General features: G+C 68.6%; 28 protein-coding genes. 20 read left to right on the forward strand and 8 right to left on the reverse strand.

Annotation, left to right across the window (positions count from 1 at the left end):
• Window positions 1–67: 67 nt before the first annotated feature.
• The 8 genes from ACUYM2_RS06200 to ACUYM2_RS06235 all read left to right on the forward strand — a co-directional run bounded on the left by ACUYM2_RS06200 (window position 68) and on the right by ACUYM2_RS06235 (window position 8,265).
• The gene (locus tag ACUYM2_RS06200) at window positions 68–820 is read left to right on the forward strand and encodes a MarR family transcriptional regulator (RefSeq protein ID WP_481599284.1); all 753 of its coding nucleotides are present in this window, start codon (window positions 68–70) and stop codon (window positions 818–820) included.
• Complete coding sequence (locus tag ACUYM2_RS06205; protein ID WP_481599285.1) at window positions 817–1,326, forward strand: hypothetical protein; 510 nt, start codon at window positions 817–819, stop codon at window positions 1,324–1,326. The genes ACUYM2_RS06200 and ACUYM2_RS06205 overlap by 4 nt, the downstream gene beginning before the upstream one ends.
• 28 nt (window positions 1,327–1,354) lie before the next feature.
• On the forward strand, window positions 1,355–1,648 hold the full coding sequence (locus tag ACUYM2_RS06210) for a YciI family protein (RefSeq protein ID WP_481599286.1): 294 nt from the start codon (window positions 1,355–1,357) through the stop codon (window positions 1,646–1,648).
• Window positions 1,649–1,708: 60 nt separating this feature from the next.
• Window positions 1,709–2,875: a flavodoxin-dependent (E)-4-hydroxy-3-methylbut-2-enyl-diphosphate synthase gene (ispG, locus tag ACUYM2_RS06215; RefSeq protein ID WP_346959291.1), complete on the forward strand. Its 1,167-nt coding sequence runs from the start codon at window positions 1,709–1,711 to the stop codon at window positions 2,873–2,875.
• On the forward strand, window positions 2,838–3,719 hold the full coding sequence (locus ACUYM2_RS06220; protein WP_481601420.1) for a GNAT family N-acetyltransferase: 882 nt from the start codon (window positions 2,838–2,840) through the stop codon (window positions 3,717–3,719). Before ispG ends, ACUYM2_RS06220 begins: the two co-directional genes overlap by 38 nt.
• Before the next feature lie 377 nt (window positions 3,720–4,096).
• A complete protein-coding gene (locus ACUYM2_RS06225; protein WP_481599287.1) occupies window positions 4,097–5,908 on the forward strand; it encodes a proline--tRNA ligase in 1,812 nt (603 codons plus the stop codon).
• Between the two features lie 21 nt (window positions 5,909–5,929).
• Window positions 5,930–6,724 carry a sulfite exporter TauE/SafE family protein gene (locus ACUYM2_RS06230; protein ID WP_481599288.1) on the forward strand — a complete coding sequence of 265 codons (795 nt, stop codon included), beginning with the start codon at window positions 5,930–5,932 and terminating at the stop codon, window positions 6,722–6,724.
• 92 nt (window positions 6,725–6,816) lie between these two features.
• Complete coding sequence (locus tag ACUYM2_RS06235) at window positions 6,817–8,265, forward strand: pyridoxal phosphate-dependent decarboxylase family protein (protein WP_481599289.1); 1,449 nt, start codon at window positions 6,817–6,819, stop codon at window positions 8,263–8,265.
• Here ACUYM2_RS06235 and ACUYM2_RS06240 read toward each other — a convergent pair.
• The 3 genes from ACUYM2_RS06240 to ACUYM2_RS06250 form a co-directional block, all read right to left on the reverse strand.
• Entirely contained in the window at window positions 8,262–9,338 is a 1,077-nt protein-coding gene (locus ACUYM2_RS06240; protein WP_481599290.1) for an aminoglycoside phosphotransferase family protein, read from the reverse strand. The genes ACUYM2_RS06235 and ACUYM2_RS06240 overlap by 4 nt on opposite strands.
• Before the next feature lie 23 nt (window positions 9,339–9,361).
• Window positions 9,362–10,093, reverse strand: a complete 732-nt coding sequence (locus ACUYM2_RS06245; protein ID WP_481599291.1) for a VIT1/CCC1 transporter family protein — start codon at window positions 10,091–10,093, stop codon at window positions 9,362–9,364.
• Window positions 10,094–10,186: 93 nt separating this feature from the next.
• Window positions 10,187–11,326, reverse strand: a complete 1,140-nt coding sequence (locus ACUYM2_RS06250; RefSeq protein ID WP_481599292.1) for a ferritin-like domain-containing protein — start codon at window positions 11,324–11,326, stop codon at window positions 10,187–10,189.
• A gap of 115 nt (window positions 11,327–11,441) precedes the next feature.
• Here ACUYM2_RS06250 and ACUYM2_RS06255 point away from each other — a divergent pair, with 115 nt between their 5' ends.
• From ACUYM2_RS06255 to ACUYM2_RS06280, 6 genes are all read left to right on the forward strand, one after another.
• Window positions 11,442–12,056: a ribosome maturation factor RimP gene (locus ACUYM2_RS06255; RefSeq protein WP_481599293.1), complete on the forward strand. Its 615-nt coding sequence runs from the start codon at window positions 11,442–11,444 to the stop codon at window positions 12,054–12,056.
• Window positions 12,056–13,036: a transcription termination factor NusA gene (gene nusA / locus ACUYM2_RS06260; protein ID WP_346959300.1), complete on the forward strand. Its 981-nt coding sequence runs from the start codon at window positions 12,056–12,058 to the stop codon at window positions 13,034–13,036. Before ACUYM2_RS06255 ends, nusA begins: the two co-directional genes overlap by 1 nt.
• 178 nt (window positions 13,037–13,214) lie before the next feature.
• Window positions 13,215–13,583 (forward strand): YlxR family protein, encoded by a 369-nt coding sequence (locus ACUYM2_RS06265; protein WP_481599294.1) that lies wholly within the window; start codon window positions 13,215–13,217, stop codon window positions 13,581–13,583.
• Between the two features lie 152 nt (window positions 13,584–13,735).
• The gene (gene infB, locus ACUYM2_RS06270) at window positions 13,736–16,609 is read left to right on the forward strand and encodes a translation initiation factor IF-2 (protein WP_481599295.1); all 2,874 of its coding nucleotides are present in this window, start codon (window positions 13,736–13,738) and stop codon (window positions 16,607–16,609) included.
• Window positions 16,610–16,856: 247 nt separating this feature from the next.
• Entirely contained in the window at window positions 16,857–17,381 is a 525-nt protein-coding gene (gene rbfA, locus ACUYM2_RS06275) for a 30S ribosome-binding factor RbfA (protein WP_481599296.1), read from the forward strand.
• A gap of 160 nt (window positions 17,382–17,541) precedes the next feature.
• Complete coding sequence (locus ACUYM2_RS06280) at window positions 17,542–17,889, forward strand: CU044_2847 family protein (RefSeq protein ID WP_481599297.1); 348 nt, start codon at window positions 17,542–17,544, stop codon at window positions 17,887–17,889.
• 79 nt (window positions 17,890–17,968) lie between these two features.
• On the opposite strand, the gene ACUYM2_RS06285 is transcribed toward ACUYM2_RS06280, so the two are convergent.
• Complete coding sequence (locus ACUYM2_RS06285) at window positions 17,969–18,166, reverse strand: hypothetical protein (protein WP_346959306.1); 198 nt, start codon at window positions 18,164–18,166, stop codon at window positions 17,969–17,971.
• A 94-nt stretch (window positions 18,167–18,260) separates the two neighbouring features.
• Entirely contained in the window at window positions 18,261–19,424 is a 1,164-nt protein-coding gene (locus ACUYM2_RS06290; protein ID WP_481599298.1) for a pyridoxal phosphate-dependent aminotransferase, read from the reverse strand.
• A gap of 81 nt (window positions 19,425–19,505) precedes the next feature.
• On the opposite strand from ACUYM2_RS06290, the gene truB reads away from it, so the two are divergent.
• From truB to ACUYM2_RS06310, 4 genes are all read left to right on the forward strand, one after another.
• Window positions 19,506–20,489, forward strand: a complete 984-nt coding sequence (truB, locus tag ACUYM2_RS06295) for a tRNA pseudouridine(55) synthase TruB (protein ID WP_481599299.1) — start codon at window positions 19,506–19,508, stop codon at window positions 20,487–20,489.
• Between the two features lie 2 nt (window positions 20,490–20,491).
• Window positions 20,492–20,845 (forward strand): hypothetical protein, encoded by a 354-nt coding sequence (locus ACUYM2_RS06300; protein WP_481599300.1) that lies wholly within the window; start codon window positions 20,492–20,494, stop codon window positions 20,843–20,845.
• Between the two features lie 22 nt (window positions 20,846–20,867).
• Window positions 20,868–21,359, forward strand: coding sequence for a hypothetical protein (locus ACUYM2_RS06305; protein ID WP_481599301.1), 492 nt, complete (start codon window positions 20,868–20,870; stop codon window positions 21,357–21,359).
• A 322-nt stretch (window positions 21,360–21,681) separates the two neighbouring features.
• Window positions 21,682–22,062 (forward strand): MarR family winged helix-turn-helix transcriptional regulator, encoded by a 381-nt coding sequence (locus tag ACUYM2_RS06310; protein ID WP_481599302.1) that lies wholly within the window; start codon window positions 21,682–21,684, stop codon window positions 22,060–22,062.
• A gap of 113 nt (window positions 22,063–22,175) precedes the next feature.
• Here the strand turns inward: ACUYM2_RS06310 and ACUYM2_RS06315 are convergent, their stop codons facing one another.
• Entirely contained in the window at window positions 22,176–22,784 is a 609-nt protein-coding gene (locus ACUYM2_RS06315) for an NUDIX domain-containing protein (protein ID WP_481599303.1), read from the reverse strand.
• 261 nt (window positions 22,785–23,045) lie between these two features.
• On the opposite strand from ACUYM2_RS06315, the gene ACUYM2_RS06320 reads away from it, so the two are divergent.
• The gene (locus tag ACUYM2_RS06320; protein ID WP_481599304.1) at window positions 23,046–24,767 is read left to right on the forward strand and encodes an HNH endonuclease signature motif containing protein; all 1,722 of its coding nucleotides are present in this window, start codon (window positions 23,046–23,048) and stop codon (window positions 24,765–24,767) included.
• 355 nt (window positions 24,768–25,122) lie between these two features.
• On the opposite strand, the gene ACUYM2_RS06325 is transcribed toward ACUYM2_RS06320, so the two are convergent.
• Window positions 25,123–25,452, reverse strand: coding sequence for a hypothetical protein (locus ACUYM2_RS06325; RefSeq protein ID WP_481599305.1), 330 nt, complete (start codon window positions 25,450–25,452; stop codon window positions 25,123–25,125).
• Window positions 25,453–25,772: 320 nt separating this feature from the next.
• Between ACUYM2_RS06325 and ACUYM2_RS06330 the strand changes: the two genes are divergently transcribed.
• Window positions 25,773–26,342, forward strand: a complete 570-nt coding sequence (locus tag ACUYM2_RS06330) for a P-loop NTPase family protein (RefSeq protein WP_481599306.1) — start codon at window positions 25,773–25,775, stop codon at window positions 26,340–26,342.
• A 35-nt stretch (window positions 26,343–26,377) separates the two neighbouring features.
• Here ACUYM2_RS06330 and ACUYM2_RS06335 read toward each other — a convergent pair whose 3' ends face one another.
• On the reverse strand, window positions 26,378–26,809 hold the full coding sequence (locus ACUYM2_RS06335; protein ID WP_481599307.1) for a hypothetical protein: 432 nt from the start codon (window positions 26,807–26,809) through the stop codon (window positions 26,378–26,380).
• Between the last annotated feature and the right edge of the window lie 42 nt (window positions 26,810–26,851).

A 26,851-nucleotide genomic window follows, 5' to 3' on the forward strand; every position in this document is an offset into this window, starting at 1 on the left:
TCGGCTGATTTTCAATAATCAGTTATAAATGGTTGATCTATGGGAATCAGCCGCCTAGGGTTGGTCTATGTACGTAATGACCATCGACCAGCGCGGCAGCACCGCCGACGTCGACCGCGTTCCGGCGCTGCTGGCGGAACTGGCGGAGCTGTGCCCCCGCACGCGCTTCGAGCGCACCGTGGGCGACGAGCTCCAGGGTGTGCCGGAGCACCCGGAAGACGTCGTGGCGATCGCCCTGCACGCCCTCCGCAGCGGCCGCTGGTACGTGGGCATTGGGGTGGGCCCGGTGGACCTCCCGCTGCCGGCCAGCCCGCGGGAGGGGTCGGGACCGGCTTTCGTTGCGGCCCGCCTCGCGGTGGAAAGAGCCAAATCCGCTGCCCCGCACGTGCCGCTCGCGGTGGTCGCCGCCGGCAGCCAGCGAGGGCCGGGCGCCGGAGCCCCGGCCGCCAACCCGGACAACAACCCGGCCGGGGGTCCGCCGGGAGCCCGGGAATGTTCTGCCGCCGAAGCAGTGCTGCGGCTGATCGGACGCCTCGTCCAGGACCGGACCGCTGCGCAATGGAAGGTGGTCGACGTGCTGCGCGGCCTCCGGAAGGGGCACGCCGCTGCCCACGGGACGCAGAAGATCGCCGCCCGGCAACTGGGAATCACAGAACAATCGGTGAGCCGTGCGCTGCTCCGCTCGGGCTGGCAGGAAGAATGGGCGGCGAGGCCCGCGGCGGAAATGCTGCTGGACCTGGCCCACGGCCTGGCCGCCGGGCCGGACAACGCCGCCCGGCAGAACGCCGCCGGGCAGAAACGTAACGAAGGAGACCGGTGAACGCCCTCTGGATCACGCTGGCCCTGCTGGTCGCCGGGTTCGTCGGCTGGCCGGTCACCGCCCTGGTGTTCCGGCTCGCCCGGACCATCGATGACCGCTCGGACACCCGGGCCGACGCCGCAGGCGCCGCCAGTACCGCCGGCGGCGGCCCCGCGGCCGACGCAACGCCGGACGGAACGGTCGACGGCGAAATCACCCGGCCGGCGGCCCCCGTCGAAGCCGGTGCCGGCGGGCCGGGGCAGGTTCCGGCGGCGCCGGAAGCCGGTACCCGCATCCTGCGCGGCGGCGCGATCATCGGCGTGCTCGAACGGCTGGCCGTCTGCCTGGCCATCCTGACCGGCCAGCCCGTCGCCATCGCCTACGTCGTCGCCATCAAAGGCCTCGGACGCTTCGCCGAACTGAAGGAAACGCCGGTGGCCGCGGAACGGTTCATCATCGGCACCCTCACCTCGCTGCTGTGGGCGGCCGGCGTCGCGGCCCTGGTCAAGGTGCTCCTGCTCGGCTGACGCGCCGGACAGGGGATAGGGTATCCGTATGACTGTTTTTGCTGTTGAGTACGTATACGACGCCGAATCCGCCGAAACCCGCGACGCCGCCCGCCCGGCCCACCGCGAATGGACCGCGGAACTTGCGCAGAACGGCACACTCCTCGCCAGCGGCCCCTACACGGACGGTGCCGGCGCCCTGCTCATCTTCAAGGCGGCCGACGAGCAGGCCCTGAACGACCTCCTCAAGCAGGACCCCTTCGCCGGCGCCGGCGCCATCTCCGGCACCCGCACGATGGTCTGGGCGCCGGTGACCGGCCTGCTCGCCGGGCACTCCGCCTAGCCCGCACCGCCTGCCCCCATCGATCGTTCGACTTAGAATTACACACACAGAGGAGTCCACGTGACCTCGGTCAGCCTGGGAATGCCGTCGGCACCGCCCCCCGTTCTCGCCCCGCGCCGGAAGACCCGCCAGATCAAGGTCGGCTCGGTCGGGGTCGGATCCGACTCGCCGATCAGCGTGCAGTCGATGACCACCACTCCGACCACGGACATCAACGCCACCCTGCAGCAGATCGCCGAACTGACGGCCTCCGGCTGCGACATTGTCCGGGTGGCGTGCCCCTCCGCCGACGACGCCGAGGCCCTGCCGATCATCGCCAGGAAGTCGCAGATCCCGGTGATCGCCGACATCCACTTCCAGCCGAAGTACGTCTTCGCAGCGATCGAGGCCGGATGTGCCGCGGTCCGCGTCAACCCGGGCAACATCCGCAAGTTCGATGACCAGGTCAAGGAAATCGCCCGCGCAGCCAAGGACCACGGCACCTCGATCCGGATCGGCGTCAATGCCGGCTCGCTGGAGCCGGGCATCCTCAAGAAGTACGGCAAGGCGACCCCGGAAGCCCTGGTGGAATCCGCCGTCTGGGAAGCCTCGCTGTTCGAAGAGCACGGCTTCCACGACTTCAAGATCTCGGTCAAGCACAACGACCCCGTCATCATGGTGGCCGCCTACGAGATGCTGGCCGAAAAGGGCGACTGGCCGCTGCACCTCGGCGTGACCGAGGCAGGTCCGGCGTTCCAGGGCACCATCAAGTCCGCCACCGCCTTCGGCGCGTTGCTTTCCCGCGGCATCGGCGACACCATCAGGGTCTCCCTCTCCGCCCCGCCGGTGGAGGAGATCAAGGTGGGGAACCAGATCCTGCAGTCGCTGAACCTGCGCCCGCGCAAGCTCGAGATTGTCTCCTGCCCGTCCTGCGGCCGCGCCCAGGTGGACGTCTACACGCTGGCCGAGCAGGTTACTGCGGGCCTGGAGGGCATGGAGGTCCCGCTGCGCGTCGCCGTGATGGGCTGCGTGGTGAACGGCCCCGGCGAGGCGCGGGAGGCAGATCTTGGCGTGGCCTCCGGCAACGGCAAGGGCCAGATCTTCGTCAAGGGCGAGGTCATCAAGACTGTCCCGGAAGACCAGATTGTTGAGACACTGATCGAAGAGGCCATGCGTCTCGCTGAAGAGATGGGGGAGTCCGATGGCGAAGATGCTGTCCCGGGTAGCCCCGTGGTTAGCGTCTCGTAGGGACGGCGCCGGCACCACTGTCCGGGTCCTCACGGGTGCGGACACAACTGGCCTGCTGGACCTGGCGCGGCAGGACGCCGTCGCCAACGTCTTCATCCTCTCCCACCTCGAGACCGCCGGAACGGCGTCGCCCACCGCGGGCGGCGCCAGCATCTTCGGAGTGTTCGACGGCGATGCGCTGCTGGGCGCGTGCTGGGCCGGCGCCAACCTCGTGCCTGTGCAGCTGGATCCGGACCTGGCGGCCGTGGTGGCCGGCGCCGCGCACCGGACAGGGCGCCGCTTCGCATCGATCTTCGGCCCGGCCGGAACGGTCCTGGCGCTCCACGCAGCGCTGGAACACCTGGGCCACTCCGCCCAGGAAATCCGCGGGGACCAGCCGCTCCTAACCATCGACGGCCCCCCTGACATTGAGCCCAACCCCGCCCTCGGCTTCGGCCACCTCGCGGACTTCGACCGGATCCTCCCCGCCTGCGCAGCCATGTTTGAGGAAGAAGTCGGCTACTCGCCGTACCTCGGCGGCCGCGACTACTACAGCCGCCGGGTTAGGGGACTGATCCGGGCGGGCCACTCGCTGGTCCATTTGGGCACGGACGGCGAGGTGGTGTTCAAGGCCGAGCTCGGGGCGGTCACAGCGGACGTTACCCAGGTCCAGGGGGTCTGGATGAATCCCGCGTACCGCGGGCTGGGCCTGAGCGCCGGGTACATGGCCGCCGTTGTGGTCCATGCCCAGACCCTGGCGCCGGTCACCAGCCTGTACGTGAACGACTTCAATACCCGGGCCCGCGCCAGCTACGAACGCGTCGGTTTCCACCAGGTGGGAACTTTCGCGACCGTGCTCTACTAGACACGATCTTGACAGGCAGTTTTGACAGAAAACTGGTTGCAGACTCTTGTTTTGGCGACGTGGATCACATAGGTTCTAGCTAGCCGCGCCGAGCAGGCGCGAGCGGTCTCAGGGGTGAACCAACCAGTGGCTGCCGGTACCGCCCGAGAGGGCAGGATCAGGTATACCAGCAGCACTGGATTTAGCGGCACTGGGGTCGCGGGGGCCACGCCATCACAGGATGACCAGCCGGAAACGGCCAGGGGCTTCCGTGTCATGGCGTGGCTCTTCCCATGCCGGCCGGGAATCCGGCCCGCGGCTTGGCGGTAGATTAGTGTCTGGACATTTTTCGTCATGCCCAGTTCGCACCGCACTTCCTCAGAAACGGATACCTTCCAGTGGTCCTTCGACTTTCCAAGCTGTTCCTGCGCACCCTGCGTGAAGACCCCGCCGACGCCGAGGTCGCCAGCCACCGGCTGCTGGTCCGGGCCGGCTACATCCGCCGCGCGGCCCCGGGCATCTACACCTGGCTGCCGCTGGGGCTGAGCGTGCTGCGCCGGGTGGAGCAGATCATCCGCGAGGAAATGACCGCGATCGGTGCCCAGGAAGTCCACTTCCCGGCGCTGCTGCCCAAGGAGCCCTATGAGGCGACCAACCGCTGGACCGAGTACGGCGAGGGCATCTTCCGGCTCAAGGACCGCAAAGGCAACGACTACCTGCTGGCCCCCACGCACGAGGAAATGTTCACCCTCCTGGTCAAGGACCTGTACTCCTCGTACAAGGACCTGCCGCTGAGCATCTACCAGATCCAGAACAAGTACCGCGACGAGGCCCGTCCCCGGGCCGGCCTGCTGCGCGGCCGCGAATTCATCATGAAGGACTCCTACTCCTTCGACGTCGACGACGCCGGACTGGACGCCAGCTACGCCGCGCACCGCAGCGCGTACCTGAAGATCTTTGAGCGCCTCGGCCTCGAAGTCGTCCCGGTCACCGCCACCGCCGGGGCCATGGGCGGATCCAAGAGCGAGGAATTCCTGCACCCGACCGAGATCGGCGAGGACACCTTCGTGCGCTCCGCCGGAGGCTACGCCGCCAACGTCGAGGCCGTCACCACGGTGGTGCCCGCGGACATCGACTTTTCCAATGCCCCCGCCGCCGAGGTGCGGGACACCCCGGACACACCCACGATCGAAACGCTCGTCGACGCCGCCAACACGCTGGCGCCCCGCAGCGACGCCGACGGCGGCGCCTGGACCGCCGCCGACACGCTCAAGAACGTGGTCCTTGCCGTCACCCTGCCCACCGGCGAACGCCAGCTCGTCGTCATCGGCGTGCCCGGCGACCGCGGCGTGGACCTCAAGCGCGTCGAAGCGAACATCGGCGCCTTCCTGCCCATGGGCGGCGAAATCACGCTCGAGGCAGCCAACGAGGAAGACCTCAAGAAGCAGCCCCTGCTGGTCAAGGGCTACATCGGCCCGGGTTTGTCCCTGGACAAGCCGCTGCTCGGTGCCGAAGGTGCCTCGAAGCTGCTGTTCCTGGTTGACCCCCGCGTCGTCAGCGGCTCCGCCTGGGTCACCGGCGCGAATGAGGCCGGCAAGCACGTTTTCGGCCTCGTCGCCGGCCGCGACTTCGGCTGGGACGGCGTGATCGAGTGCACCGAGGTGCGCGCAGGCGACGAGGCCCCGGACGGTTCCGGCCCGCTGGAAACCGCCCGCGGCATCGAGATGGGGCATATCTTCCAGCTGGGCCGCAAGTACGCCGAGGCACTGGACTTGAAGGTCCTGGACCAGAACGGCAAGCAGGTCGTCGTGACCATGGGTTCCTACGGCGTCGGCGTCACCCGCGCGGTGGCCGCCCTGGCCGAATCCAACCACGATGACAAGGGCCTGGTCTGGCCGCGCGCCGTCGCGCCGGCGGACGTCCACGTCGTCGCGGTGGGCCGCGGCGAGGAGATCTTTGCGGCTGCCGAGCGGCTGTCCCTTGAGCTGGAGGCCGCAGGCCTTGAGGTCATCTACGACGACCGCCCCAAGGTGTCCCCGGGCGTCAAGTTCGGTGACGCCGAGCTCGTGGGCGTCCCCACCATCCTCGCCGTCGGGCGCGGACTGGTGGACGGCGTCGTGGAGATCAAGGACCGCCGCAGCGGCAACGCCGAGAACGTGCCCGTGGACAAGGCTGTTGATTACGTGGTCAACGCCGTCCGCAACAACTGACCGCGGCCGGCGTTGCAGGGGATGGTCTCCGGACTTGAGTCGATCCAGCTCGCCACGCTGATCCTGGTGGTGGTGGCCGGGTTCGCCGCCGGCTGGGTGGATGCCGTGGTGGGCGGCGGCGGATTGATCCAGCTCCCGGTCATGTTGCTGATCCCCGGGATCAGCCCGGTGCAGGCGCTGGCGACGAACAAGATGGGATCCATCTTCGGCACCACCACCAGCGCCGTCACCTTCTACCGGCGGGTCCACCCGGACCTGCGCACCGCGGTGCCGATGGCGGTAATCGCGCTGACCGGCAGCTTCGGCGGGGCGGTGCTGGCAGCATCCCTGCCGGCCAGCGTGTTCAAGCCGATCATCGTGGCGGCGCTGGTCGCCGTCGCGCTCTTCACCGCGTTCCGTCCCAACGTGGGGGAGCTGACCAAACTCCGGCACGACGGGCACCGGCACTACGTCGTGGCCTGCCTGATCGGGGCCGTAATCGGCTTTTACGACGGCATGATCGGCCCGGGCACTGGATCCTTCCTGATCATCGCGCTGGTGTCCGCGATGGGCTACGCCTTCCTGGAAGCCAGCGCCAAGGCCAAAATTGTCAACATGGCCACCAACGCAGGCGCCCTGCTCTTCTTCCTGCCGCATGGCTCGCTGCTGTGGGGCCTGGGGCTGGTCCTGGGCGCCGCTAACATGGCCGGCGGCTACCTCGGTGCCCGGACCGCCGTGAGCCGGGGCAGCAAGTTCATCCGGATCGTGTTCCTAGTGGTGGTGGGAGCGCTGATCATCAAGCTCGGCTCCGACGTCTGGCACGACGCGTTCGCCTGAGGGCCGGTCCTGCCCGATCCCGCCCGGCGCCGGACCCGAAGGACTGCCCGGAGGGGCTGCCCCTTGACCGGCAGCCGGCGTAGCATGCAGCTATGTCAGCACCTGTTGAACGCTACGGTGATGCCCTGGCAGCCGCGTCCCGGCACGCACGCCAGTGGCTGGAGAGCCAGCAAACACGGCATGTCGGCCCCCGGCTGACCGCGGCCGGCCTGGCCTCCGACTTCGGCGGCCCGCTGCCGGAGACCGGGACGCCGGCCGCCGACGTGGTGGACTACCTCGCGACGAAAGCCGAACCCGGGCTGATGGCCATGCCCTCCGGGAGGTTCTTCGGCTGGGTCATCGGCGGCACCCTGCCGGCCGCGCTGGCCGCGGACTGGCTGGTCAGCGCCTGGGACCAGAACGCCGGGTTGCGGTTCGCCACCCCCGCCACGGCAGCCATCGAGGAAGCCGCCGGCAACTGGCTGCTCGAACTGCTGGGCCTTCCCAAAGAGGCCGACGTCGGCTTCGCCACCGGCGCCACCATGGCCAACTTCACCGGCCTGGCCGCCGCGCGGTGGCGGCTAATGGCCGACGCCGGCTGGGACCTCGACGCCGACGGCCTCGCCGGCGCACCCCGCATCCACTGCTTTGTGGGCCAGGAACGGCATGACACGATCGACCTCGGCCTGCGGTACCTGGGGCTGGGCCGGCCCATGGTGGTCCCCGCGGACCGGCAGGGCCGGATTGACCCGGCCGAACTCGACTGCGCCCTCGACCGCGCCCTGGCCGGCGCCCCAGGAGGCGCCCCAGACGGTGCCGGAGGACCGGCCCGGGCCCCGCTGCTGGTCTGCCTGCAGGCCGGGAACCTGCACTCCGGCGCGTTTGACCCCTTCAAGGAAGCCATCGCCGTCGCAAAGGCCCACGGCGCCTGGGTCCACGTGGACGGCGCCTTCGGACTCTGGGCCGCCGCGGTGCCGGAGCTCGCCGCCCTGACCGCGGGGGTAGCGGGCGCCGACTCCTGGGGCACCGACGCGCACAAAACCCTCAACGTGCCCTACGACTGCGGGATCGCGGTCGTCCGCGATACGCAGGCCCTGCGCTCGGCCATGGGCGTGCACACCAGCTACCTGATCCAGGACGCGGACGGCGCGGCCGATCCGTTCGAGTCCGTTCCGGAGCTGTCCCGCCGGGCGCGGGGCGTGCCGGTGTGGGCCGCGCTGAAATCGCTGGGCCGGGAAGGGGTCGCCGGCCAGGTCCGGGGGCTCGTACTGAACGCTAGGCAACTGGCGGAGCGGCTGGCGGCCCTCGACGGCGTGGAAGTGCTCAACGACGTCGACTACACCCAGGTTTCGCTGGCATTTGGCGACGACGCCACCACCCGTGCGGTGACGGCCCGGATCATCGCGGAGGGACGGGTCTGGATGTCCGGCTCACGCTGGCAGGACCGCGACATCCTGCGGATCTCCGTGAGCAACTGGAGCACGGACGACGCCGACGTCGCAGCAGCCGTCGACGCCGTGCGGGATGCCGTGGCTGCCGTCCGGGCAGGGCAGAACGGCTAGTCTGCGGGGTTGACGGCCTGCCCGGGCGCGGGCAGCTCCTGCGGGGCCGGCAGCCCGGCGAGGGTCCTCCCGGCGAGGGTGCTGGCGACCCAGAGCGAGCGGGCGACGTCACCGCCGTGGTTGCGTTTGGCTGCGTACCCCAAGGCATTCTCCACTTCGCGGGCCACCGTCCACTGCCGGGCGGTCTCGCCGTCGAGGCCGGCGGCGGCGCTGAAGTCGAAGCAGCGCTCCAGCAGGGCCTCTCCGGCGCCGGATCGGGGCAGCTCGGCCAGCCGGTTCCACAACAGCGGGGCCACCGCGAACTCTGCTTCGCCGACCGCGGGCTGAGGGTCTATCGCCTTGAATCCGCCTGCCATGACGCCTCCTGAACTGGACAGCGCCGGAGCGCCGTAGCGGGCGAGGATGTTGAGAAAATGCAGGTCGGTGTGGACCAGTACGTCCGTCCCGGAGCGCCGGCCGACGGCGCCGCGGGTCTGGCAGACCTCCAGGGCTGCTTCCAACAGCCAGCGCGGGAAGGGCCGGCCCAGCAGCTCCCAGCGTTCCGGGAGCTCGTCGCTCCATTGCTCGGCGCGGGCCGCCACGTGCTCGAATTTCCGCCACTCCGGCCGTGCGTCCGGCGCCAGGCTCAGCTGGCGGACCACCGAGCCCCACACCGCGGCCGCGGCGTCCAGCGGCACATCCTGCAAGGAGCGTCCGGCGTCGAGCCGCTCCAGCAGCAAGGCACCGGCCTCGGGGTCGTTGGCCAGCAGCCGGACCGCCCCGTGCCCGTTCCAGAGGGCAAGGGCCTGCGGTTCCACGAGCGCTTCGTCGTGCGGATAGGCAATTTTGAGGACGGCAGCTGTCCCGGCAGCTTCCCCGGGTCCGGGGCCGGCGTCCCGGCAGACCGGAATCACGACGGCGCCGTGGCCGTTCCACGGCAGCGCGCCGGGAGCGAGGCCAGGCTTGAGCTGCCATTGGCCGAGGGACTGCTCGATCAGCCGGGGGAGCGACGCCAACCAGGCGCGGCCCCCGGCACTGTTGCCGTAGCGGCGGGTGAGTCCGGGCGGAATCGGGACGGCTGCTGGGCTTCTCATCGCCTCCAGCCTAGTTGCCGGGCTTAGGCGGTGATGCCGCTGGCGCCCAGCCAGCTGCCGATCAGGAAGGTCGCCACAAGTGCCGCGGCGCCGCCGATGACCACCCGGATCGCGGCCTGGGCCTTGGATCCTCCGCCGATCCAGGCGCCGATGGCTCCGGTCGCGGCCAGCGCCACGAGGACGGCCGCGAACGTCAGCGGGACGCGGATGTTTTCCGGCGGCAGCAGGATGGCCAGCATCGGCAGGATGGCGCCGACCAGGAAAGCAATGGCGGAGGCGAATGCGGCGTGCCAGGGGCTGACGATATCCGTCTCGTCAATGTGCAGCTCGGCCGACAGGTGCGCGCCCAGGGCGTCATGGGCGGTCAGCTCGGTGGCAACCCGGTGGGCGGTATCCGCGCTGAGGCCCTTGCCCTGGTAGATGGCGGCGAGTTCGGCCAGTTCTTCCTCCGGCTGTTCGGCCAGTTCGCGGCGTTCCTTTTCGATCAGCGCCTGCTGGCTGTCCTTCTGGCTGCTGACCGAGACGTACTCGCCCAGGGCCATGGAGATGGCGCCGCCCACGACGCCCGCGGCGCCCGCGATGAGGATCGGACCGGAATCCGTGGTGACACCGGCGACGCCGACAACGATCGCGGCGACCGAGACGATGCCGTCGTTCGCGCCCAGGACGCCGGCGCGGAGCCAGTTGAGGCGGTGCGCGATGTCGTTGCGGTGGGGCTCGTTGTCATGAAGGGCTGCTGCGCTGCTGGTTTCCATGCCTACAGCAAATCACCGGCGGCCGCGGCTGACCAGTATTGGAAGGCTAAGCAAGGTAAGTCCGCCCTTGCCGGGCCAGCGGGGCGGCGGGCGTCAGTCCGGCGGCAGGGTGGGGAACGACGCAGGATCGGCGGCCAGCCCCGGCACCGGCCCGGGATTTGCGCCCCAGAGGACGGACCGGCGGGCGGCACCGAGCAGCCCCGAGATGGCCCATTTCCGGGTTTCGCCGTCGCTGAGGGAGACCAGATCCCCGTACGCGGGCAGCGACGCGGCCTCCAGCGCTGCCAGTCCGGGCCCCGGGGCGGCCAGGAAGGACGGGTCAAGGGCGTACCCGGGTTCCCGGTGCGGCACGGGGGCGCAGTGCGACCGGCTGAGGGCTTCGGCTCCTGCGAGAAGGGCTTCGTGCCGGATCAATTGGGCGGCGGCCGATTTTGCCGCTGCGCCGTCCAAGCGGGTCAGCGCGACCTGGTAGCCGTAGACAGCTTCCAGCTCGGTGCGGATCAGGGCGGCCAGGGCGTCCGGAAGGTCGGCGCCCGGCAGGCCGGAGTCCGGCCGGCCAGCGTCCGCCGCGGCGGATGCGCTGCTGCGGAAGGGAGCGGCCGACGGCGACGCGGGCACGGCGGGACAGGACCCGACTGCGGGGGACTGGACCGCCGGGACCGGGCCAGCGGACGCCGCGGCAGGGTCGGGGGCGCCGGCAGCGGCGGCGAGGGAGGATGACTGAACCAGCTGGGCGGTCCCGACGGCGGCCAGCAGCCTGGCCATTCCGCCGTCGGCCGCGGCAGCATCGGCAAGCCGTTGCCGGCCGCTTGCTGCGAGGTCCGCGGCGAGCCCGGCGGCGGAGCCCGGGACGGGGCGCGTCGGTGAATCCGTCGGAGACGGCGTGGCAGAAGGCGTCCGGCCGGGGCGCAGCAAGGCCCGGGCCTGCGTTGTCAGCAAACTCACAGTACGTGTCACGGCGGGCCGGACGGCGGCCGTTGCAGCGGCGCCCGCGGTGCCGGAGGGGGCGGCGCCTAGCTGTTCGCCGGCCGTCCGCAACTGCAGGGCAGCGGCCAGGGCAGCGGAGCGCGCCTGCTCCGAAAAGGGCGGTTCCGGGGGTTTCGGCGGAGCTCCGGGCTTAAACGCAATGCCCAGGCTCACCACCACGACGGCCAGGCAGACGAGGAGGGCAAGCCGGGAGAGGTGTCGGGGCGCCCGGACCCGCCGCCGTTCTTCCCCGCTGTCGTCTTTCACAACAGACCATGTTGTCATGGTTGGCATGCCAGCCGGGAACTGAAGTGCACCACGGCGCCGGGAATATCGCTAGGCTAGTACACACAACATCATCTAGCGGGAGGCGGGCGGCATCATGACCAACGCAGAAGCCACGACTTCGACAGACCGGACCGGAACGGGGAAGGCTGACGCCGCGCCCGCTCACAATCTGGAGGCCGAGCGCCTGCACGCGCTTCTTGAGCCTGCAGTCCTGGCGAACCGGCTGTACCTGGAGGACGTTTCCATCCACATCGCCGGCGCCAACCGGGTGGTCCACGTAGTGGTGGACCTGCCGCAGGAGGAGACCGGCGGCGTCAGCCTTGACGTCATCGCCGAAATTTCCAAGACCCTCTCGGACATTCTGGACAACGATCCCAGCACCGACTCGCGCCCCTACGACCTCGAGGTGTCCTCGCCCGGCGTCGGGCGGCCGCTCACCGAGGAACGGCACTGGCACCGTGCCCGGGGACGCCTCGTCACGGTCAACGTGATCCAGGGCGACAACGTCACCGGCCGCATCCAGTCCGTGGACGACGGCGGCGTGACCCTGGTCCCGGAATTGACGGTCAAAAAGGGAATGAAGCCCAAGCAGGGCGATCCCGTGAAGCTTCCTTTCGACAGGATCCGTAGTGGAAAAGTCGAGATAGAGTTCAGCCACCTCGAAGAGGCCGGTCTGGAGAACGACAATGGACCTTCCGAGGAGGCCTAATGGATATTGACATGAGCGCACTGAGACTCCTGGAGCGTGAGCGTGAAATCCCGCTGGATCTCCTGATTCCGACCATCGAGCAGGCCCTGCTGGTGGCCTACCACAAGACGCCGGGGGCCTTCGAAAAGGCCCGCGCGGAGCTGGACCGCAAGAGCGGCCACGTGACCATCTGGGCCACCGAAATCGACGACGACGGCGCGCCGATCGGCGAGTTCGAGGACACCCCTGCCGGCTTCGGCCGCATTGCGGCGAGCACCGCGCGGCAGATCATCCTGCAGCGCCTCCGCGACGCCGAGGACGACAACGTGCTGGGCCAGTTCAAGGGGCGTGAGGGCGAACTCGTCGCGGGCACCATCCAGCAGGGCAACAACCCGCACATGATCCAGGTCAACCTCGGGACGGTGGAGGCACTGCTGCCGCCGCCCGAGCAGGTTCCCGGCGAGAAGTACACCCATGGCAACCGGCTGCGCGCTTTCGTGATCGACGTGCACCGCGGCACCAAGGGTCCCTCCATCACGCTGTCCCGATCCCACCCGGGGCTGGTCAGGAAGCTGTTCGAACTGGAAGTCCCGGAGATCGCGGACCGTTCGGTCGAGATCGTGGCACTGGCCCGCGAGGCCGGCCACCGCACCAAGATCGCGGTAAAGGCGAACACCCCCGGCATCAACGCCAAAGGCGCCTGCATCGGCGAAATGGGTTCGCGCGTCCGCGCCGTGATGACTGAGTTGAACGACGAAAAGATCGACATCGTCGACTACAGCGACGATCCGGCAACCTTCATCGCCAGTGCACTCTCGCCGTCGCGCGTGAATTCCGTCACCATCACGGACGAGGCCACACGGTCCGCACGGGTGGTTGTGCCGGACTACCAGTTGTCCCTCGCGATCGGCAAGGAAGGCCAGAACGCGCGTCTGGCCGCCAAGCTCACCGGTTGGCGGATCGACATCGTCTCCGACGCCGCGGAGAACCGCGACAAATAGCCTCGCCGCGGGCCAGGCCCGCGGCGTCCTCGCCCCGGGCCGTCCAATTCCCCGATTCATGCCCCGTTTCGGGCACCGGGCGCCGGAGGGGCTAGAATAGACATGACCGCGCCTAACGGCCGGTATCCGCGTGCCCCCGGCACATCCGGTTTTGAGCCGGACGCCACGGGGCCCGCAGATGCGTACTGGCAGGAAGATACTCGTAGTGGCAGAAGTGCAACACCTCGGGAATCAGCCGCAGCGCACCTGCATCGGATGCCGGAAGAAGGGTCCGCGGTCGGTGCTACTCCGGCTCGTCGCCGACGCCAGTGGTTCATCCGCTGTCGTAGTGGATGAACGACGCCGGATGGCCGGCCGGGGAGCATGGCTGCACCCCAGCGAACAGTGCCTGGCACTGGCGGTCAAACGCCGTGCATTCGGACGCGCCCTCAACGGCGCAGCCGGGACCGCCGACGTCGAACGCCGGATCACGGCAGGCACGCAAGCAGCGGGCGCCCCGGTGGCCGCAGCAACAACCGTCCAACCTGAAAGCGGGTCAGAAAACTGATGGAAACCCGATGAGTTCCCAGCGATGAGTGCGCAACGATGACAACTTTGTTGCGCTCTGCAATGGGCCTTTCAGCTGCACTCGCGGCGGAGGCCCGCAGTAAGAAGTAGACGGTTCGTGCCTGGCTCGGTGCGGACCGAGACAGGAGAAATGTGGCCAAGGTCCGCGTACACGAGCTTGCTAAAGAGCTCGGTATTACTTCCAAAGATGCAGTAACCAAACTGCAGGAACTGGGCGAATTCGTTCGCTCCGCCTCTTCCACCATTGAGGCCCCCGTTGTGCGAAAACTCCGCAACGCCTACCCCGACGCAGCTGCCGCTCCGAAGTCCGAAGCGCCCGCGTCCGTCCCCAAGGCCAGCCCCGCAGCGACTCGTCCGGCGCCCGCGCCGGCTCCGGCTGCGCCGAAGGCCGCTGAAACCAAGACTGAAGCTCCGGCTCCGTCGGCTCCGGCACCTGCCGCCGAGCAGGCACCCGCCGCTCCGGCTCCTGCTCCGGTTGCCGAGGCCCCGGCGGCTCCGTCCGCCGGCGCCAAGCCCGGCGCACGTCCGGCACCGAAGGCTGAAACCCCGGCTGCTCCGGCACGCCAGGGCGGCTCGGCACCTCGTCCGGGCGGCCCGCGTCCGGGCAACAACCCGTTCGCCCCGTCCCAGGGCATGCCCCGCGGCCGCGGCGGCGACAACGAACGCACCTCCCGTCCGGGCAACAACCCGTTCGCTCCCTCCCAGGGCATGCCTCGTCCGGGCGGAAGCCGCACCGAGGGCGAACGCCCCGGCGGCCCCCGTCCCGCAGCAGGCGCCGGTGGTCCCCGTCCGGGCGCACCGCGTCCGGCAGGCGCGGCCGGTGCCCGTCCGGGCGCTCCGCGTCCGGCAGGCGCTCCCGGTGCCCGTCCGGGAGCCGGCGGAAACCGTCCGACTCCGGGCATGATGCCCAACCGCACCGAACGTCCCGCACCCGCTGGTGCAGGCCGTCCCGGCGGCGGCGGCCGTGGCCCGGGCCGTCCGGGTGGCGCTCCCGGCACCGGTGGTCCCGGCGCCGGCGGCGGTGCTCCGGCCGGCGGTGGCTTCGGCAAGGGTGGCCGCGGACGCGGCGGCACCCAGGGTGCCTTCGGCAAGGGCGGCGCAGGCCGCGGCAAGCAGCGCAAGTCGAAGCGTGCCAAGCGCCAGGAACTTGAGCAGATGAGTGCCCCGTCGCTGGGTGGCGTGAGCGTACCCCGCGGCGACGGCAACACCATTGTCCGGCTCCGCCGCGGCTCGTCCATTACGGACTTCGCCGACAAGATCGAGGCAAACCCCGCAGCGCTGGTGACGGTTCTGTTCCACCTCGGCGAAATGGCTACGGCCACGCAGTCGCTGGACGAGGAAACCTTTGCCCTGCTGGGCGAGGAGCTTGGCTACAAGCTCCAGGTCGTCTCGCCGGAGGACGAGGAGCGCGAGCTGCTCTCCGGCTTCGACATTGACTTCGAAGCAGAGCTGGAAGCCGAAGGCGACGAAGAGCTCGAGGCGCGTCCTCCGGTCGTCACCGTCATGGGTCACGTTGACCACGGTAAGACCCGGCTGCTCGATGCCATCCGCAAGTCCGACGTTATGGCGGGCGAGCACGGCGGCATCACGCAGCACATCGGTGCTTACCAGGTCACGCACAACCACGAGGGCACCGATCGCAAGATCACCTTCATCGATACCCCGGGCCACGAGGCGTTCACCGCCATGCGTGCCCGTGGTGCGAAGGTCACCGACATCGCCATCCTCGTGGTGGCGGCCGACGACGGCGTTATGCCGCAGACCATTGAAGCCCTCAACCACGCCCAGGCGGCCAACGTGCCGATCGTCGTGGCCGTGAACAAGATCGACAAGGAAGGCGCCAACCCGGAGAAGGTCCGCGGCCAGCTGACCGAGTACGGCCTGGTTCCGGAAGAGTACGGTGGCGACACCATGTTCGTGGAGGTCTCTGCCCGCCAGAACCTCAACATCGACGAGCTGCTCGAGGCTGTCCTGCTCACCGCAGACGCAGCCCTGGACATGCGAGCCAACCCGAACAAGGACGCCCGCGGTATCGCGATTGAAGCCAACCTGGACAAGGGCCGCGGCGCGGTCGCTACCGTCCTGGTCCAGTCCGGTACGCTCCACGTCGGCGACACGATTGTGGCAGGCACGGCCCACGGCCGCGTCCGCGCCATGTTCGACGACGACGGCAGTGCGCTGACCGAGGCTGGCCCGTCCCGCCCCGTGCAGGTGCTGGGTCTGTCCAACGTCCCGCGCGCCGGTGACACCTTCTTCGTGACCGCTGACGAGCGCACCGCCCGCCAGATCGCCGAGAAGCGTGAAGCCGCAGACCGCAACGCCGCCCTGGCCAAGCGCCGCAAGCGCATCAGCCTGGAAGACTTCGATCAGGCCGTCGCCGATGGAAAGATCGACACCCTCAACCTCATCCTCAAGGGTGACGTGTCCGGTGCCGTGGAAGCCCTCGAGGACGCGCTGCTCAAGATCGACGTCGGCGAGGGTGTCCAGCTCCGCGTTATCCACCGCGGTGTCGGTGCGATCACGCAGAACGACGTCAACCTGGCAACGGTCGACTCCGCCGTCATCATCGGCTTCAACGTCAAGCCCGCCGAGCGTGTTGCCGAACTGGCAGACCGCGAAGGCGTGGACATGCGCTTCTACTCCGTCATCTACGCAGCAATCGATGACATCGAAGCAGCCCTCAAGGGCATGCTCAAGCCGGAGTACGAAGAGGTCCAGCTTGGTACCGCCGAGGTCCGTGAAGTGTTCCGTTCTTCCAAGTTCGGCAACATTGCAGGCTCGATCGTCCGCTCCGGTGTTATCCGGCGCAACGCCAAGGCACGCGTCAGCCGCGACGGCAAGATCATCGGCGACAACCTCACCGTTGAGACGCTTAAGCGCTTCAAGGACGACGTCACCGAGGTCCGCACGGACTTCGAGTGTGGTATCGGTCTTGGCTCCTTCAACGACATCAACGAAGGTGACATCATCGAGACCTTCGAGATGCGCGAAAAGCCGCGCGTCTAAGTCGGTTTAGCGTTACAGGTGTGCGGGGCCGTTGGATTTTTTCCGGCGGCCCCGCCCCTGCGCTGGGCGGCCAACGTCTGACGACGTCAGCCGCCCCGCTCCGGCAGGCCCGATGCCACTCCCTGGCCGCCGGAAAAAATCCAACGGGAGTCCGTCGTAGACTCGCCTTAGGCGTGTGGCACCAAAACCCAAGGTGTATGTGGACCGCTAGCGCGTCGTCGTACATCCAAATTTTTTAGGAGTGGAAATGGCTGATCCCGCACGGGCTGCCAAGTTGGCGCAGCGGATTAAGGTTGTCGTCGCTGAGGCCTTGGGCCGGAGGGTGAAGGATCCCCGGTTGGAAGGCGTGACGGTGACCGACGCGCGCGTGACCAATGACCTGCAGCATGCCACGGTCTACTACACCGTCTTCGGCGACCAGGTGGCCCAGGCCGACGCGGCCAAGGGCCTGGAGAAGGCCAAGGGCGTGCTGCGCCAGGAAGTCGGCCGCAACGTCACCGTCCGGCTGACGCCGACGCTGGAATTCGTGGCCGACCAGATCCCCGTGGTGGCCTCGAACCTTGAGGAACTGCTGCGCGAGGCCAAGAAGCGCGACGCCGAGGTTGCGGCGCTGGCTGCCAGCGCCAAGCACGCCGGTGATGCAGATCCGTACAAGAGCGACATCCCCGAGGACGTCGAGCTCGATGATGACGACTTCGACGAAGACGACTTTGACGAAGAAAACAAGGACCTCAGCGCCGATAAGGACATCGACGAGGACCGCAACAAATAAGTCTCGAGCAAAACTGGCCGGACCCCGGGAAGGGGCCGGCCAGTTTTGTATCAGGGCTCCGGGGACTTTGGACTCTATGCCAGGGAGGCCGGGAAGCGTCCCATGGAGGCATGACTGCGGGCGAGCGGAATGGCGGCGAACGGGCGGGCCAGGTCAGGCAATGACTGAAATCCTGCGCTACGAAGTGGGGTCCGGAACGGTTCTGGTCGAGGTCGACGAAGGCAGCTTCGGGGTCGAACGGCCGGCCCGCAATGAGCTGGGTATCCTCGACGCGGGGCGTCGGCTGGAGGACGCGCTGGCCGCCGTGCGGCCGGCCGCCAGGGCAGCCGCCGATGTCATGCGGGAACTCGCTCCGGAGCACTTGGAACTCCAGTTCGGCGTGAAGTTGGCTGGCGAGGCTGGAGCCATCATCGCGAGGAACTGCTCCGAAGGGCACTTCATCGTCAAGATGTCCTTCACCGCGCCGGTGTCTCAGCCGGCGCTGCCGGATGACGAAATACAGCTCTGAACCCGTTCCGCACAATCAGTCAGCCAATCCGGGCCGCCCGGCCCGCGCCCCGCTCCGGGGGCGCTGCCCGCACCACTGCCTAGCGCCGCCGTCGGGCGCCCAAACCACCCAGCAACGGGGAACCCATCCCCAACAGGAAGCCGAAGTCATACCAGTTGCCGGCCCGTCCCGTGTTGTAAAAAGGAAACTCCCGCCAGGCTCCGAAGACGTGGGCAATCAGCACGATCCAGGCCGTGAGCCCGTTCCAGATGCCCCACAACAAGTCCTGCCACCACATGAGGTCCTCCTCCAGGGCCGGCCGCGCACCCGCAATGGATCCGCCCGCACCCGCGTCCGGTCAGGCTACTGCCTGGCGCGGGCGGGCGGTAGGACTAAAGGTCCCCGGCGCGGGCGGGAAGCCGGCCCAGGCCTTCCACGAGGTCCACTTGGCTGCCGCACAGGGCAACCCGGATCCAGCCCTCGCCGATCGAGCCGAAGGCGGTGCCCGGGGCGAAGGACACCCCGGAGTCGGCGAGGAAGCGCCGTACCCAGGCACGGACGTCGCCGCCGCTGACGTGCGAGACGTCCGCCCAGAGGTAGAAGGCGCCCTGCGCGCTGAGGAAGGGGATGCTTTTGGATTCCAGCACGGCGGAGGCGGCGTCGCGGTTGGCGCGGTAGTGGGCGCGGGCGTGGCTGACGTAGTCCTGCGGACCGGTCAAGGCCGCCAGGGCCGCGTATTGCGAGGGCGACGCGACACAGGAAACGATCGCCTCCATCACGTTGTTCATCTGCTGCTCGAGGCCGGGCGGGCAAATCAGCGCCCCGATCCGCAGCCCGGTGAGCCCATAGGTCTTGGACAGGGTCAGCGACGTGAACACGCGGGCCTCGCCGGGAACATCGCTGTCGAAGCGTACCGGGCTGACGTGCGGGACGTCGTAGGTGAAGGCCTCGTAGCATTCGTCCGAGACGATCCACAGGTCGTGCCGCCGGGCCAGTTCCACGAGGCTGCGGGTGAGTTCCGCGCCCAGCACGGCGCCGAGCGGGTTGGATGGAGAGTTCAGCATCAGGACCTTGGTCCGCGGCGTGATCAGCGCCTCGATGTCCTGGATCCGCGGCTGGAAGTCGTGGTCCGGGTAGAGCGGGTACTCGACGGGCACGGCGTGCAGCAGCCGGCTGGTCATCGCAAACGTCGGATAGCCGGGATTGGGAATCAGGATCTCGTCGCCGGGGGAGAGCAACAAGGTCATCGCGAAGTGCAATCCCTGCTGGGCGCCGTCGACGACGTAGACGCGGTCTGCGCCGACCGGCGTCGCGTTGTGCTCCCGGAACCTGGCCGCGAAGGCTTCCCGCAGCGCCGGGATGCCGGCGTTGGGGGTGTAATTGGTCTCGTCCCGGTCAAGGCACGCCATTCCCGCCTCGAGGATGTGGCGGGGGAGGGCGAAGCCCGGCTCGCCGATGCTCAACACGATGGCGCCGGGGGTGTGCCAGGCGGCTTCGGTGATCTCGCGGATCTGGTTGACGGGAACGTTGCGGACGTGGGCGGCAAGCTCAGGCATGTCTGCCATCCTAGCCGCCGGCGGTGTCCGGGCCCGGGCATCCGCGCCGGGGCCGGTCCCGTCGCGGATATACTGGGAGGCGTGCTTTCTGGACTGGTGATAGTGGACAAGCCGCAAGGCTGGACCAGCCACGATGTGGTTGGACGGATGCGGCGGATCGCCGGTACCCGAAAGGTGGGCCACGCCGGCACCCTGGACCCCATGGCAACGGGGGTGCTGGTGCTTGGTATCAACAAGGCCACCCGCCTTCTGACCTACATCGTGGGCACCTCCAAGACCTACACCGCCACCATCCGCCTTGGCGAGTCGACCGTCACGGACGACGCCGAGGGCGAGGTCACTGCCACCCGCAGTGCCGCCGCGGTCACCGAGGCCGGCGTCCGGGCCGGCGTCGCCGCCCTCACCGGCGAGATCCAGCAGGTGCCCAGCAGCGTCAGCGCCATCAAGGTCAACGGCGAACGTGCCTACGCCCGGGTCCGCTCCGGCGAGGACGTGAAACTTGCCGCACGGCCGGTGACGATCCACCGCTTCGAAATCCACGAACTCCGCCGCTCGAAGGACGGGGAGGCCCTGGATTTGGATGTGACCGTGGAGTGCTCCTCCGGAACCTACATCCGCGCTCTTGCCCGCGATCTTGGCGACGCCCTGGGCGTGGGCGGCCACTTGACTGCGCTGCGCCGGACCCAGGTGGGGCCCTATACCCTGGATCAGGCCCGGACCCTGGAGCAGCTGGCCGAAGAGCTGGAGGTCCTGGAGATGTCACAGGCTGCCCGGGCGCTGATGCCCAATCGCGAGCTCACCCCGGAGGAAACCACGGAACTGTCCTTCGGCCGCCGGATCGCGGCGGGCGCCGCCGCCGGCACGCCGGATGCGGCGACGGCGGAGCAGCCTGCGGCAGCCTTCGCGCCGGATGGCTCACTCGTGGCCTTGCTGGCCGACGCCGGAAGCTACGCGAAACCGGTGCTGGTCTTCGCGCCGGACAACGAGAAGCCTGCTGCCGGGAAGCCGTCCGCCGTCGCAAAGCCTGCCGCCGCAAAGCCTGCCGCCGCAGAGCCGGAAAGCTAGCCGTGGACGCGTATTTCTACATCATCCTGGTGGTGGGCCTGCTCTCTACGCTCCTTTGCGTTGGCGCCGGCGTGCTGAAGAAGGCGCCTAACGATGCCACCATCCTGTCCGTGGCCGCCGTCGAGCTGTCCCTGTTGGTCTATCTCGTCGGATCCATCGTCCGGATCGCGTCGGGGGAGCAGATCGCGGGGGAACCCTGGGAGTTTTGGGGTTACCTCGTCACTGCCCTGATGCTGCCGATAGGCGCGGTGTACTGGGCCATCCTGGAACGCACCCGGTGGAGCAATTTCGTGCTGGCGGCCGTCGGCGTCACCGCGCTGGTGATGGCGGCCCGAATGAACCAGATCTGGTACTGAAGTGGAAGAGGCAAAGAAGAACATGACGGCTTCACAGCAGGACACCGGCGACGCCGCCGGGACCACAGGGCACAGCGCCGCCGGGACCACAAGGCAGGACCGCCCGGCGTCGAAGGACACCCGCAACACCGGGCCCGGCCGGCTGCTGATTGCTGTCTACGCTGTGTTCGCCCTCTCAGCCACCGCTCGGGCCGGCTACCAAATCCTCACCAAGTTCTCCGAGGCGCCGCTCGCGTACCTGCTGTCCGCTTTCGCCGCGGTCGTCTACATCGTGGCGACTATCTCCCTCGCGAAGGCCGGCCGCACCTGGTTCAAGGTGTCGGTAACGGCGGTTCTGGTTGAGCTCGTCGGGGTCCTGGTGGTCGGCGCGCTTAGCCTTTTCGATGCGGTCAACTTCCCGCACGAGACTGTTTGGTCCTTGTTCGGACGCGGCTACGGCTTCATCCCGCTGTTGCTGCCCGTCCTTGGCCTGATCTGGCTGTATCGCCGGCGCCCGGCGCCCCGGCAGGCCTGACTCCGCCTCCCGGTCAACCAACCCGGCCACTCTACGCCCCCTCAGCCCCGACGGGGCCCTTTGGCGTGCCCCGCGGGGCCCAATAGTAAGCAAACTTGCCAAACGTATAGTAAGCATGCTTATTGTAGTATCAGGGTGCAGCCAGCGACAGCCTGCTCCCACCGTTTGTCCACCGGAGCGAGGGAGGCATCATGAGCATTGTGAACGCCGTTCCCCGAGCAACATGGGAACCGAAAACAGCAGGCGAGGGGCGCCGGACCGGGTGCCGCGGATGAGCCCAGGCCGGGAGTCAAAGAAGTGGCGGACTGATCAGCTTTTGTCCATGGCCGCGCGAGTGGTCGAGCGCCGCAAGGACCAGGCACTGGCGGCGTTGGGCCTGACCCATGCCGGCGTCATCGCCCTGCAGGGGCTTGCCACCGGGCCGCTAAATCAGGAGCAGCTGGCGCGCCGGATCGCCGTGCAGAGCCAGTCCTTAGGGAAGGTCCTGGGCCGGCTTGAAGAGTCGGGACTCGTCACACGAACCAAAGACGAGCATGACCGCCGGCAATTTTCGGTGGCCCTGACAGCTTCCGGCAGCGCGGCGCTGGCAACTGCGCATGAGATCGAACGCAATGCGCTGCCCGAGGACCTGGAAGGCTGGACCCACCTGCAACACGACCTGGCCAGGATACTGGCCGCATTCGAGGTCCCCGGAAGCTCCTGAGCCCCGAACCGTCATAGATCCGGCACAGCGGGCGCCCATGGGGCCCAGCTCGACGTCCGTCGCGACTCTCGTCGCCGACGCGAGGGGCGCAGGCGACGTCGACGTCGTGTTGGTTATTCGCCGCTTGCGTGCCGCGCGTCCGGAGTCTGTAGCCTGCGTCGCAGGGCGGGCCAAGCGGCGGCGAAGCCCGGATGCAGCTCCTTGTCACTGACGCCCTCAAGGCTGACCCATTGCAGCTCGAGACTTTCCGGATCACTGATGGCGGGTTCAAACGGCTCCACGACTTGCGCGGCCACCGTCGTATAGGACCAGTACCCGACGTCGAACACCGTCGTGAAGAGTACGCGGACGGATCCGGGCGGGACAGCGGCCTCTTCTTTGGCTTCGCGGAGAGCGCCGTTGACGGCATCTTCGCCCTGGTGCAGGGCGCCGCCGGGAAGCCCCCACGTTCCACCGTGGTCGCTCCACGTGGCGCGGTGCTGCAGCAGCACGCCTTTTGCGGCATCATGCACCAGCAGGCCCGCGGAGCCGAAGCGGCCCCAGAAGCGGCCGTGCTCGCCTTCCACCCAGGCATCGCCGGGATCCCGCGGCCCAAGAGGCCGGCGGGGATCGTGATAGGGGCTCCGTAGCGCCGCTTCCTGCCCTTCCGGCTGTGAGTCCGCGCTCGTCGGATCGTCGGCTGGGTTCACTTGAGCTGGCTGCGGGGAGACTGAGCTGTCCATCTGGATAGTCTGTCATGCCGTCGTCTGGGGGATCCCGGCCGCGTCCAGCCTGTTTCTCAAAGTGTCATACCCGCCTGCTTGGATAGGTTCATGGGAACCCGTGGAGCAGTCACCTTTTCTCCGGTCATCCGGCTTGGTGGTGCTGTCTGCCGGAAGTCGGTGGGGCGGGGCGTGCTGCTCCAGTGCGGCGATGGTGCCGGCTGTTCCGTCGAGGCCGGCGGTGCGGGCAATAGTGTCGTAGGTCCGCGGCAGGATTGATTCATGGGAACCAGCGCAGCTCTCAGCGTTTCTCCGGCGGCCCGGGCCGGGGGTGCTGCGCGCGGGGTTCCGTCGCTGGGGGGTGTTCTGGGGAAGTTGCGGGAGTTGTGCGCGACGGCGGTGGGGGACGCGGCGCTGTTCGGGGTCGGAGAGGCCGCGGAGTACGCCGCCGGGATCGAGGAACTCGCCCGGGCCGTGGAGTACCTGCAGCTCGTCGGCGCCGCCGCGGTGGACCGCACCCGCAAGGAAGCCGCCGCCGGCAACTCCCCGGCCCTGGATGACGGCTACCGCAAGAGCGGGGACTTCCTGCGTGACCGGCTGCAGATCACCGGCACCGAAGCCCACCGCCGCCTGTCACTGACCACCGCGGTCCTGCCGCGCACCGGGATCACCGGCCAGGCCCTCCCGCCCCTGCACGAGGAACTCGCCGCCGCCGTGGCCGCCGGGAGTGTCCCGTCCCGGTCCGCGACCATCATCGCCCAGGCCCTGGACCGGGTCCGGCCCCTGTGCGGCGCGGACACGACCGCCCGGATGGAACACTCCCTCACGGCCACCGCGGCCGGGCACGACCCGGACTTCCTGGCCCGGATCGCCCGGCGCTGGATGGACGCCATCGACCAGGACGGCGCCGAACCTTCCGAGGAAGTCCTGCGCCAGTTACAGGGCGCGTTCATCCGCCGCCCCCGCCACGGCCTGCACCACCTGGAAATCTTCGCCACCACCGAACAATTCGAACACCTCCTCACCGTGATGAACACCGCCACCAACCCCCGCAACACCCCCGGCACCACCCCCGGCACCCAAGACCCCGCTGACACGGCCACCGGCGACGCGGGTACCGGGAGCGCGGGTACCGGAGTCGGCGGAGGAGCCTTGTCCGCAACCGCCGGCCCCGGCGAAGAGGCCGGGCCCGGCGACGGTGACGGGGCGGGCGGGTTCGTGCCGGGCGGGCTGGACTGGCGGTCCCGGCCGCAGAAATCCCTCGACGGCCTGGTCGGCGCCTGCACAATAGCCCTCGCATCCGGCGGGCTGCCCGCCACCGGAGGCCTCCGGCCCCAGATCATGGTCACCATCGACCACCGCGACCTCCTCGAACACCTCCTAAACGCCACCAACACCGACACGGATACGGACACCCAGGCAGGCCCGTCCGGGACCGGGAACGCCGGCGGACGAACCAGGGACGGCGCCCGCCCCTACGGATTCGACAGCGGGGACACCGGCGGCGCCGGGGGCACCCGGGCCGGGGACGCAAGCGCCGGCAGACGCACCCCCGGCGCCGGGACCGGCCCGTTCGGGTTCACCGGCACCGGGACCCTGGCCTTCACCGGCCCCGTCACCGCCGGGACCATCCGCAAAATCGCCTGCGACGCCGACATCATCCCCGTCCTGCTCGGCAGCCAGGGCCGCATCCTCGACATCGGCCGCACCACCCGGATCTTCCCGCCCCACATCCGCAAAGCCATCACCGCCCGCGACCAAGGCTGCGCCTTCCCCAACTGCACCATCCCCGCCACCTGGTGCGAAGCCCACCACATCACCTACTGGTCCCGCGGCGGCACCACCAGCACCGACAACGGCGTCCTCCTCTGCTCCCACCACCACCACCTCATCCACAAAGAACAATGGACCATCCACAACCGCGCCGGAATCCCCTGGTTCATCCCGCCACCCCACCTCGACCCCCGCCAAACACCCCAAAGAAACCACTACTTCAAATGCTGAACCACCACGCCCACTGACCGGAATCCCAGCGGATATGAGGCGGCGGAGTCGTGCAGGACGGCCGCGGCCGGTCGTGACTCCGGCGACGACGGGGCTGCAGTATTCCATGGGGCGGCCGCGGACGGTCGGTTTTGAGCTGGAATCCAGTGGGGAGGCCAGTGACGAGAGCAAAGTCACCGGGGAATCCCAGCGCCATGTGTCGGTGTACCGGCTGACCGCTCGCTGGCGCCCGGCTCACCTGTCACTGAACGGAAGCGGCGTACCAGCCGGGAACGGGACGGCGCCCTGCTCCGGGGTCATCGTGAACCACTGGTCGTTCTGCTCCGTCAGGAAGAAAAGCAACCTGTTCCCGACGTCAAGTGGATCGCCGTCGGGGTAGGCGTTTCCGCAGGTGACCGGCATGGAACGCGATGCGGACGGTACCGTGTCCGACGTTGCCCTTGAGTACTTTCTCTATTTCCACCACGTGGACGTTGGCCTGGTAACCGTAGATCCGGACCTCGCCGTCCTTCTTCAGCGGCTTGCCGACCAGTACCGCACTGGCATGGTCAAAGCGCTGCTGCATTGTCTCGAAGCGGACCCAGTCGACGCAAACCTCCGTGCGCGCAACCGGCACCAGCCAGCAGCCGCAAAGCAGCACGGCCAGCAGCACTACCAGCCCTGCTGTCCCCGCCATTCTGCGCATGCTCAGACCCTAACCGCCGTCTGGGAACAAGGTCTACGGGGAACGGCCGGCGGTGCGGCAGCGGAACAGCGGGAAAGCGTGCAGCGGTCCAAGCCTCAAGTCAGCGCCCTCCGTGAAACCAAGGTCCTCGTAGAAGGCCCGCCGGCACTGCGAGCGGTGACCACGAACTCCGGATGGCCCGCACCAGCAGTGCGGGGTCCCGGGTGCAGGCGGCCCACCCGATCTAAGCGTAGGGGGGGGCAGGACCTCGGGGTCGGACACCTCTGCGCTGGCCACGATAGAGAACTGCGGTATCGGACCAGTGTGGCATGCTGAATTTCGTGCCTCCCCGAAACTCAACCACTGCACCGTCGCGGGTCCTGTTCTACGGCGTCACCGGCAGCGGCAAGTCCTCCGCTGCCCGAGCCTATGCTGCGAGAACGGGGCTCCCGGAGTTCTCCGCCGACGACGACATCGGCTGGCTCCCGGGCTGGCGGCAGCCGGACACCGCCGAGCAGCGGGAGCTCGCGGCGCGCATCGCCGGCCAGGATCAGTGGGTCCTCGACAGTGCCTACGGAGTCTGGCGCGACCTCGTTGTCCCGCGTGCGGAGCTGATCGTAGGCCTGGACTATCCGCGGTGGCTTTCACTTCTTCGGTTGATCCGGCGCTCACTTCGCCGGATCGTCGCCCGGGAGGAAGTCTGCAACGGAAACCGGGAAACGCTCGGCCGCCTGTTCGCTCCCGACTCGATTATCGGCTGGCATTTCCGCTCGTTCAGCCGCAAACGGAGGGTCATGCGGGAACTGGAGAGCTCTCCGGGCACCGCTGAGGTCCTCATCTTCCGCCATCCCCGCGAACTCGACGCGTGGCTCCGGGGCCTCCCGGACGGGGACCCGCAGCCTGCCCGGTAGGGCCGGCGTGCAGCTCCGGACGTCGCCGGCCCGCGTCAGCGGATCGGTTCACCCCGCTCGTCTACCCGGAAGTCGGCAATCACACGATTCGTGGCCGTGTCGATGATGACCACGGAGTGATCCGACCACCCCGGGTCAGGCTCGACCGTATAGTTCACGTCGGTGAGTTCCGTAGACCTGCCCGCGTCGTTGATTGCGCGGCTAAAGGCGTCCACCAGCTTGTGCGTTTCCGTATTGACGGCGACGGTTTCCTGCGGCAGCGCCGCGCTGTCGCCTGTTCTCGGCGTCGCGTTCCACCAGCCTTCGTAACCGCCGACCGGCCCTTCGGACCGCGACGTCCCGGGCAGGGATGGCCGGGTGTGATCCGCGGGGACGGACTGAGCGGCAGCAACGCCTGGCGCTACGGCAGTCAACAGGGCCAGCCCGACTGCGGCTATGAGTTTGTTCTTGATAATGTCCCCCAACATCGGTCCGAACTTTCCGCCGACTGTAGCAGGTCACCAAGGTCC

The sequence above is a fragment of the Arthrobacter sp. SD1074B genome (genome assembly GCF_056780195.1).

What these genes read in the sequence shown, in the direction of transcription:
- rbfA (WP_481599296.1), top strand. Translation starts at nt 16,857, where the DNA reads ATGGCTGATCCCGCACGGGCTGCCAAGTTGGCGCAGCGGATTAAGGTT.
- ACUYM2_RS06320 (WP_481599304.1), top strand. Translation starts at nt 23,046, where the DNA reads ATGGGAACCAGCGCAGCTCTCAGCGTTTCTCCGGCGGCCCGGGCCGGG.
- ACUYM2_RS06305 (WP_481599301.1), top strand. Translation starts at nt 20,868, where the DNA reads ATGACGGCTTCACAGCAGGACACCGGCGACGCCGCCGGGACCACAGGG.
- ACUYM2_RS06230 (WP_481599288.1), top strand. Translation starts at nt 5,930, where the DNA reads ATGGTCTCCGGACTTGAGTCGATCCAGCTCGCCACGCTGATCCTGGTG.
- ACUYM2_RS06245 (WP_481599291.1), bottom strand. Translation starts at nt 10,093, where the DNA reads ATGGAAACCAGCAGCGCAGCAGCCCTTCATGACAACGAGCCCCACCGC.
- ACUYM2_RS06335 (WP_481599307.1), bottom strand. Translation starts at nt 26,809, where the DNA reads ATGTTGGGGGACATTATCAAGAACAAACTCATAGCCGCAGTCGGGCTG.
- nusA (WP_346959300.1), top strand. Translation starts at nt 12,056, where the DNA reads ATGGATATTGACATGAGCGCACTGAGACTCCTGGAGCGTGAGCGTGAA.
- ACUYM2_RS06200 (WP_481599284.1), top strand. Translation starts at nt 68, where the DNA reads ATGTACGTAATGACCATCGACCAGCGCGGCAGCACCGCCGACGTCGAC.
- ACUYM2_RS06240 (WP_481599290.1), bottom strand. Translation starts at nt 9,338, where the DNA reads ATGAGAAGCCCAGCAGCCGTCCCGATTCCGCCCGGACTCACCCGCCGC.
- ACUYM2_RS06325 (WP_481599305.1), bottom strand. Translation starts at nt 25,452, where the DNA reads ATGCGCAGAATGGCGGGGACAGCAGGGCTGGTAGTGCTGCTGGCCGTG.
- ACUYM2_RS06210 (WP_481599286.1), top strand. Translation starts at nt 1,355, where the DNA reads ATGACTGTTTTTGCTGTTGAGTACGTATACGACGCCGAATCCGCCGAA.
- ACUYM2_RS06310 (WP_481599302.1), top strand. Translation starts at nt 21,682, where the DNA reads ATGGCCGCGCGAGTGGTCGAGCGCCGCAAGGACCAGGCACTGGCGGCG.
- ACUYM2_RS06315 (WP_481599303.1), bottom strand. Translation starts at nt 22,784, where the DNA reads ATGGACAGCTCAGTCTCCCCGCAGCCAGCTCAAGTGAACCCAGCCGAC.
- ACUYM2_RS06235 (WP_481599289.1), top strand. Translation starts at nt 6,817, where the DNA reads ATGTCAGCACCTGTTGAACGCTACGGTGATGCCCTGGCAGCCGCGTCC.
- ACUYM2_RS06265 (WP_481599294.1), top strand. Translation starts at nt 13,215, where the DNA reads ATGCGTACTGGCAGGAAGATACTCGTAGTGGCAGAAGTGCAACACCTC.
- ACUYM2_RS06280 (WP_481599297.1), top strand. Translation starts at nt 17,542, where the DNA reads ATGACTGAAATCCTGCGCTACGAAGTGGGGTCCGGAACGGTTCTGGTC.
- ACUYM2_RS06290 (WP_481599298.1), bottom strand. Translation starts at nt 19,424, where the DNA reads ATGCCTGAGCTTGCCGCCCACGTCCGCAACGTTCCCGTCAACCAGATC.
- ACUYM2_RS06255 (WP_481599293.1), top strand. Translation starts at nt 11,442, where the DNA reads ATGACCAACGCAGAAGCCACGACTTCGACAGACCGGACCGGAACGGGG.
- ACUYM2_RS06220 (WP_481601420.1), top strand. Translation starts at nt 2,838, where the DNA reads ATGCTGTCCCGGGTAGCCCCGTGGTTAGCGTCTCGTAGGGACGGCGCC.
- ACUYM2_RS06285 (WP_346959306.1), bottom strand. Translation starts at nt 18,166, where the DNA reads ATGTGGTGGCAGGACTTGTTGTGGGGCATCTGGAACGGGCTCACGGCC.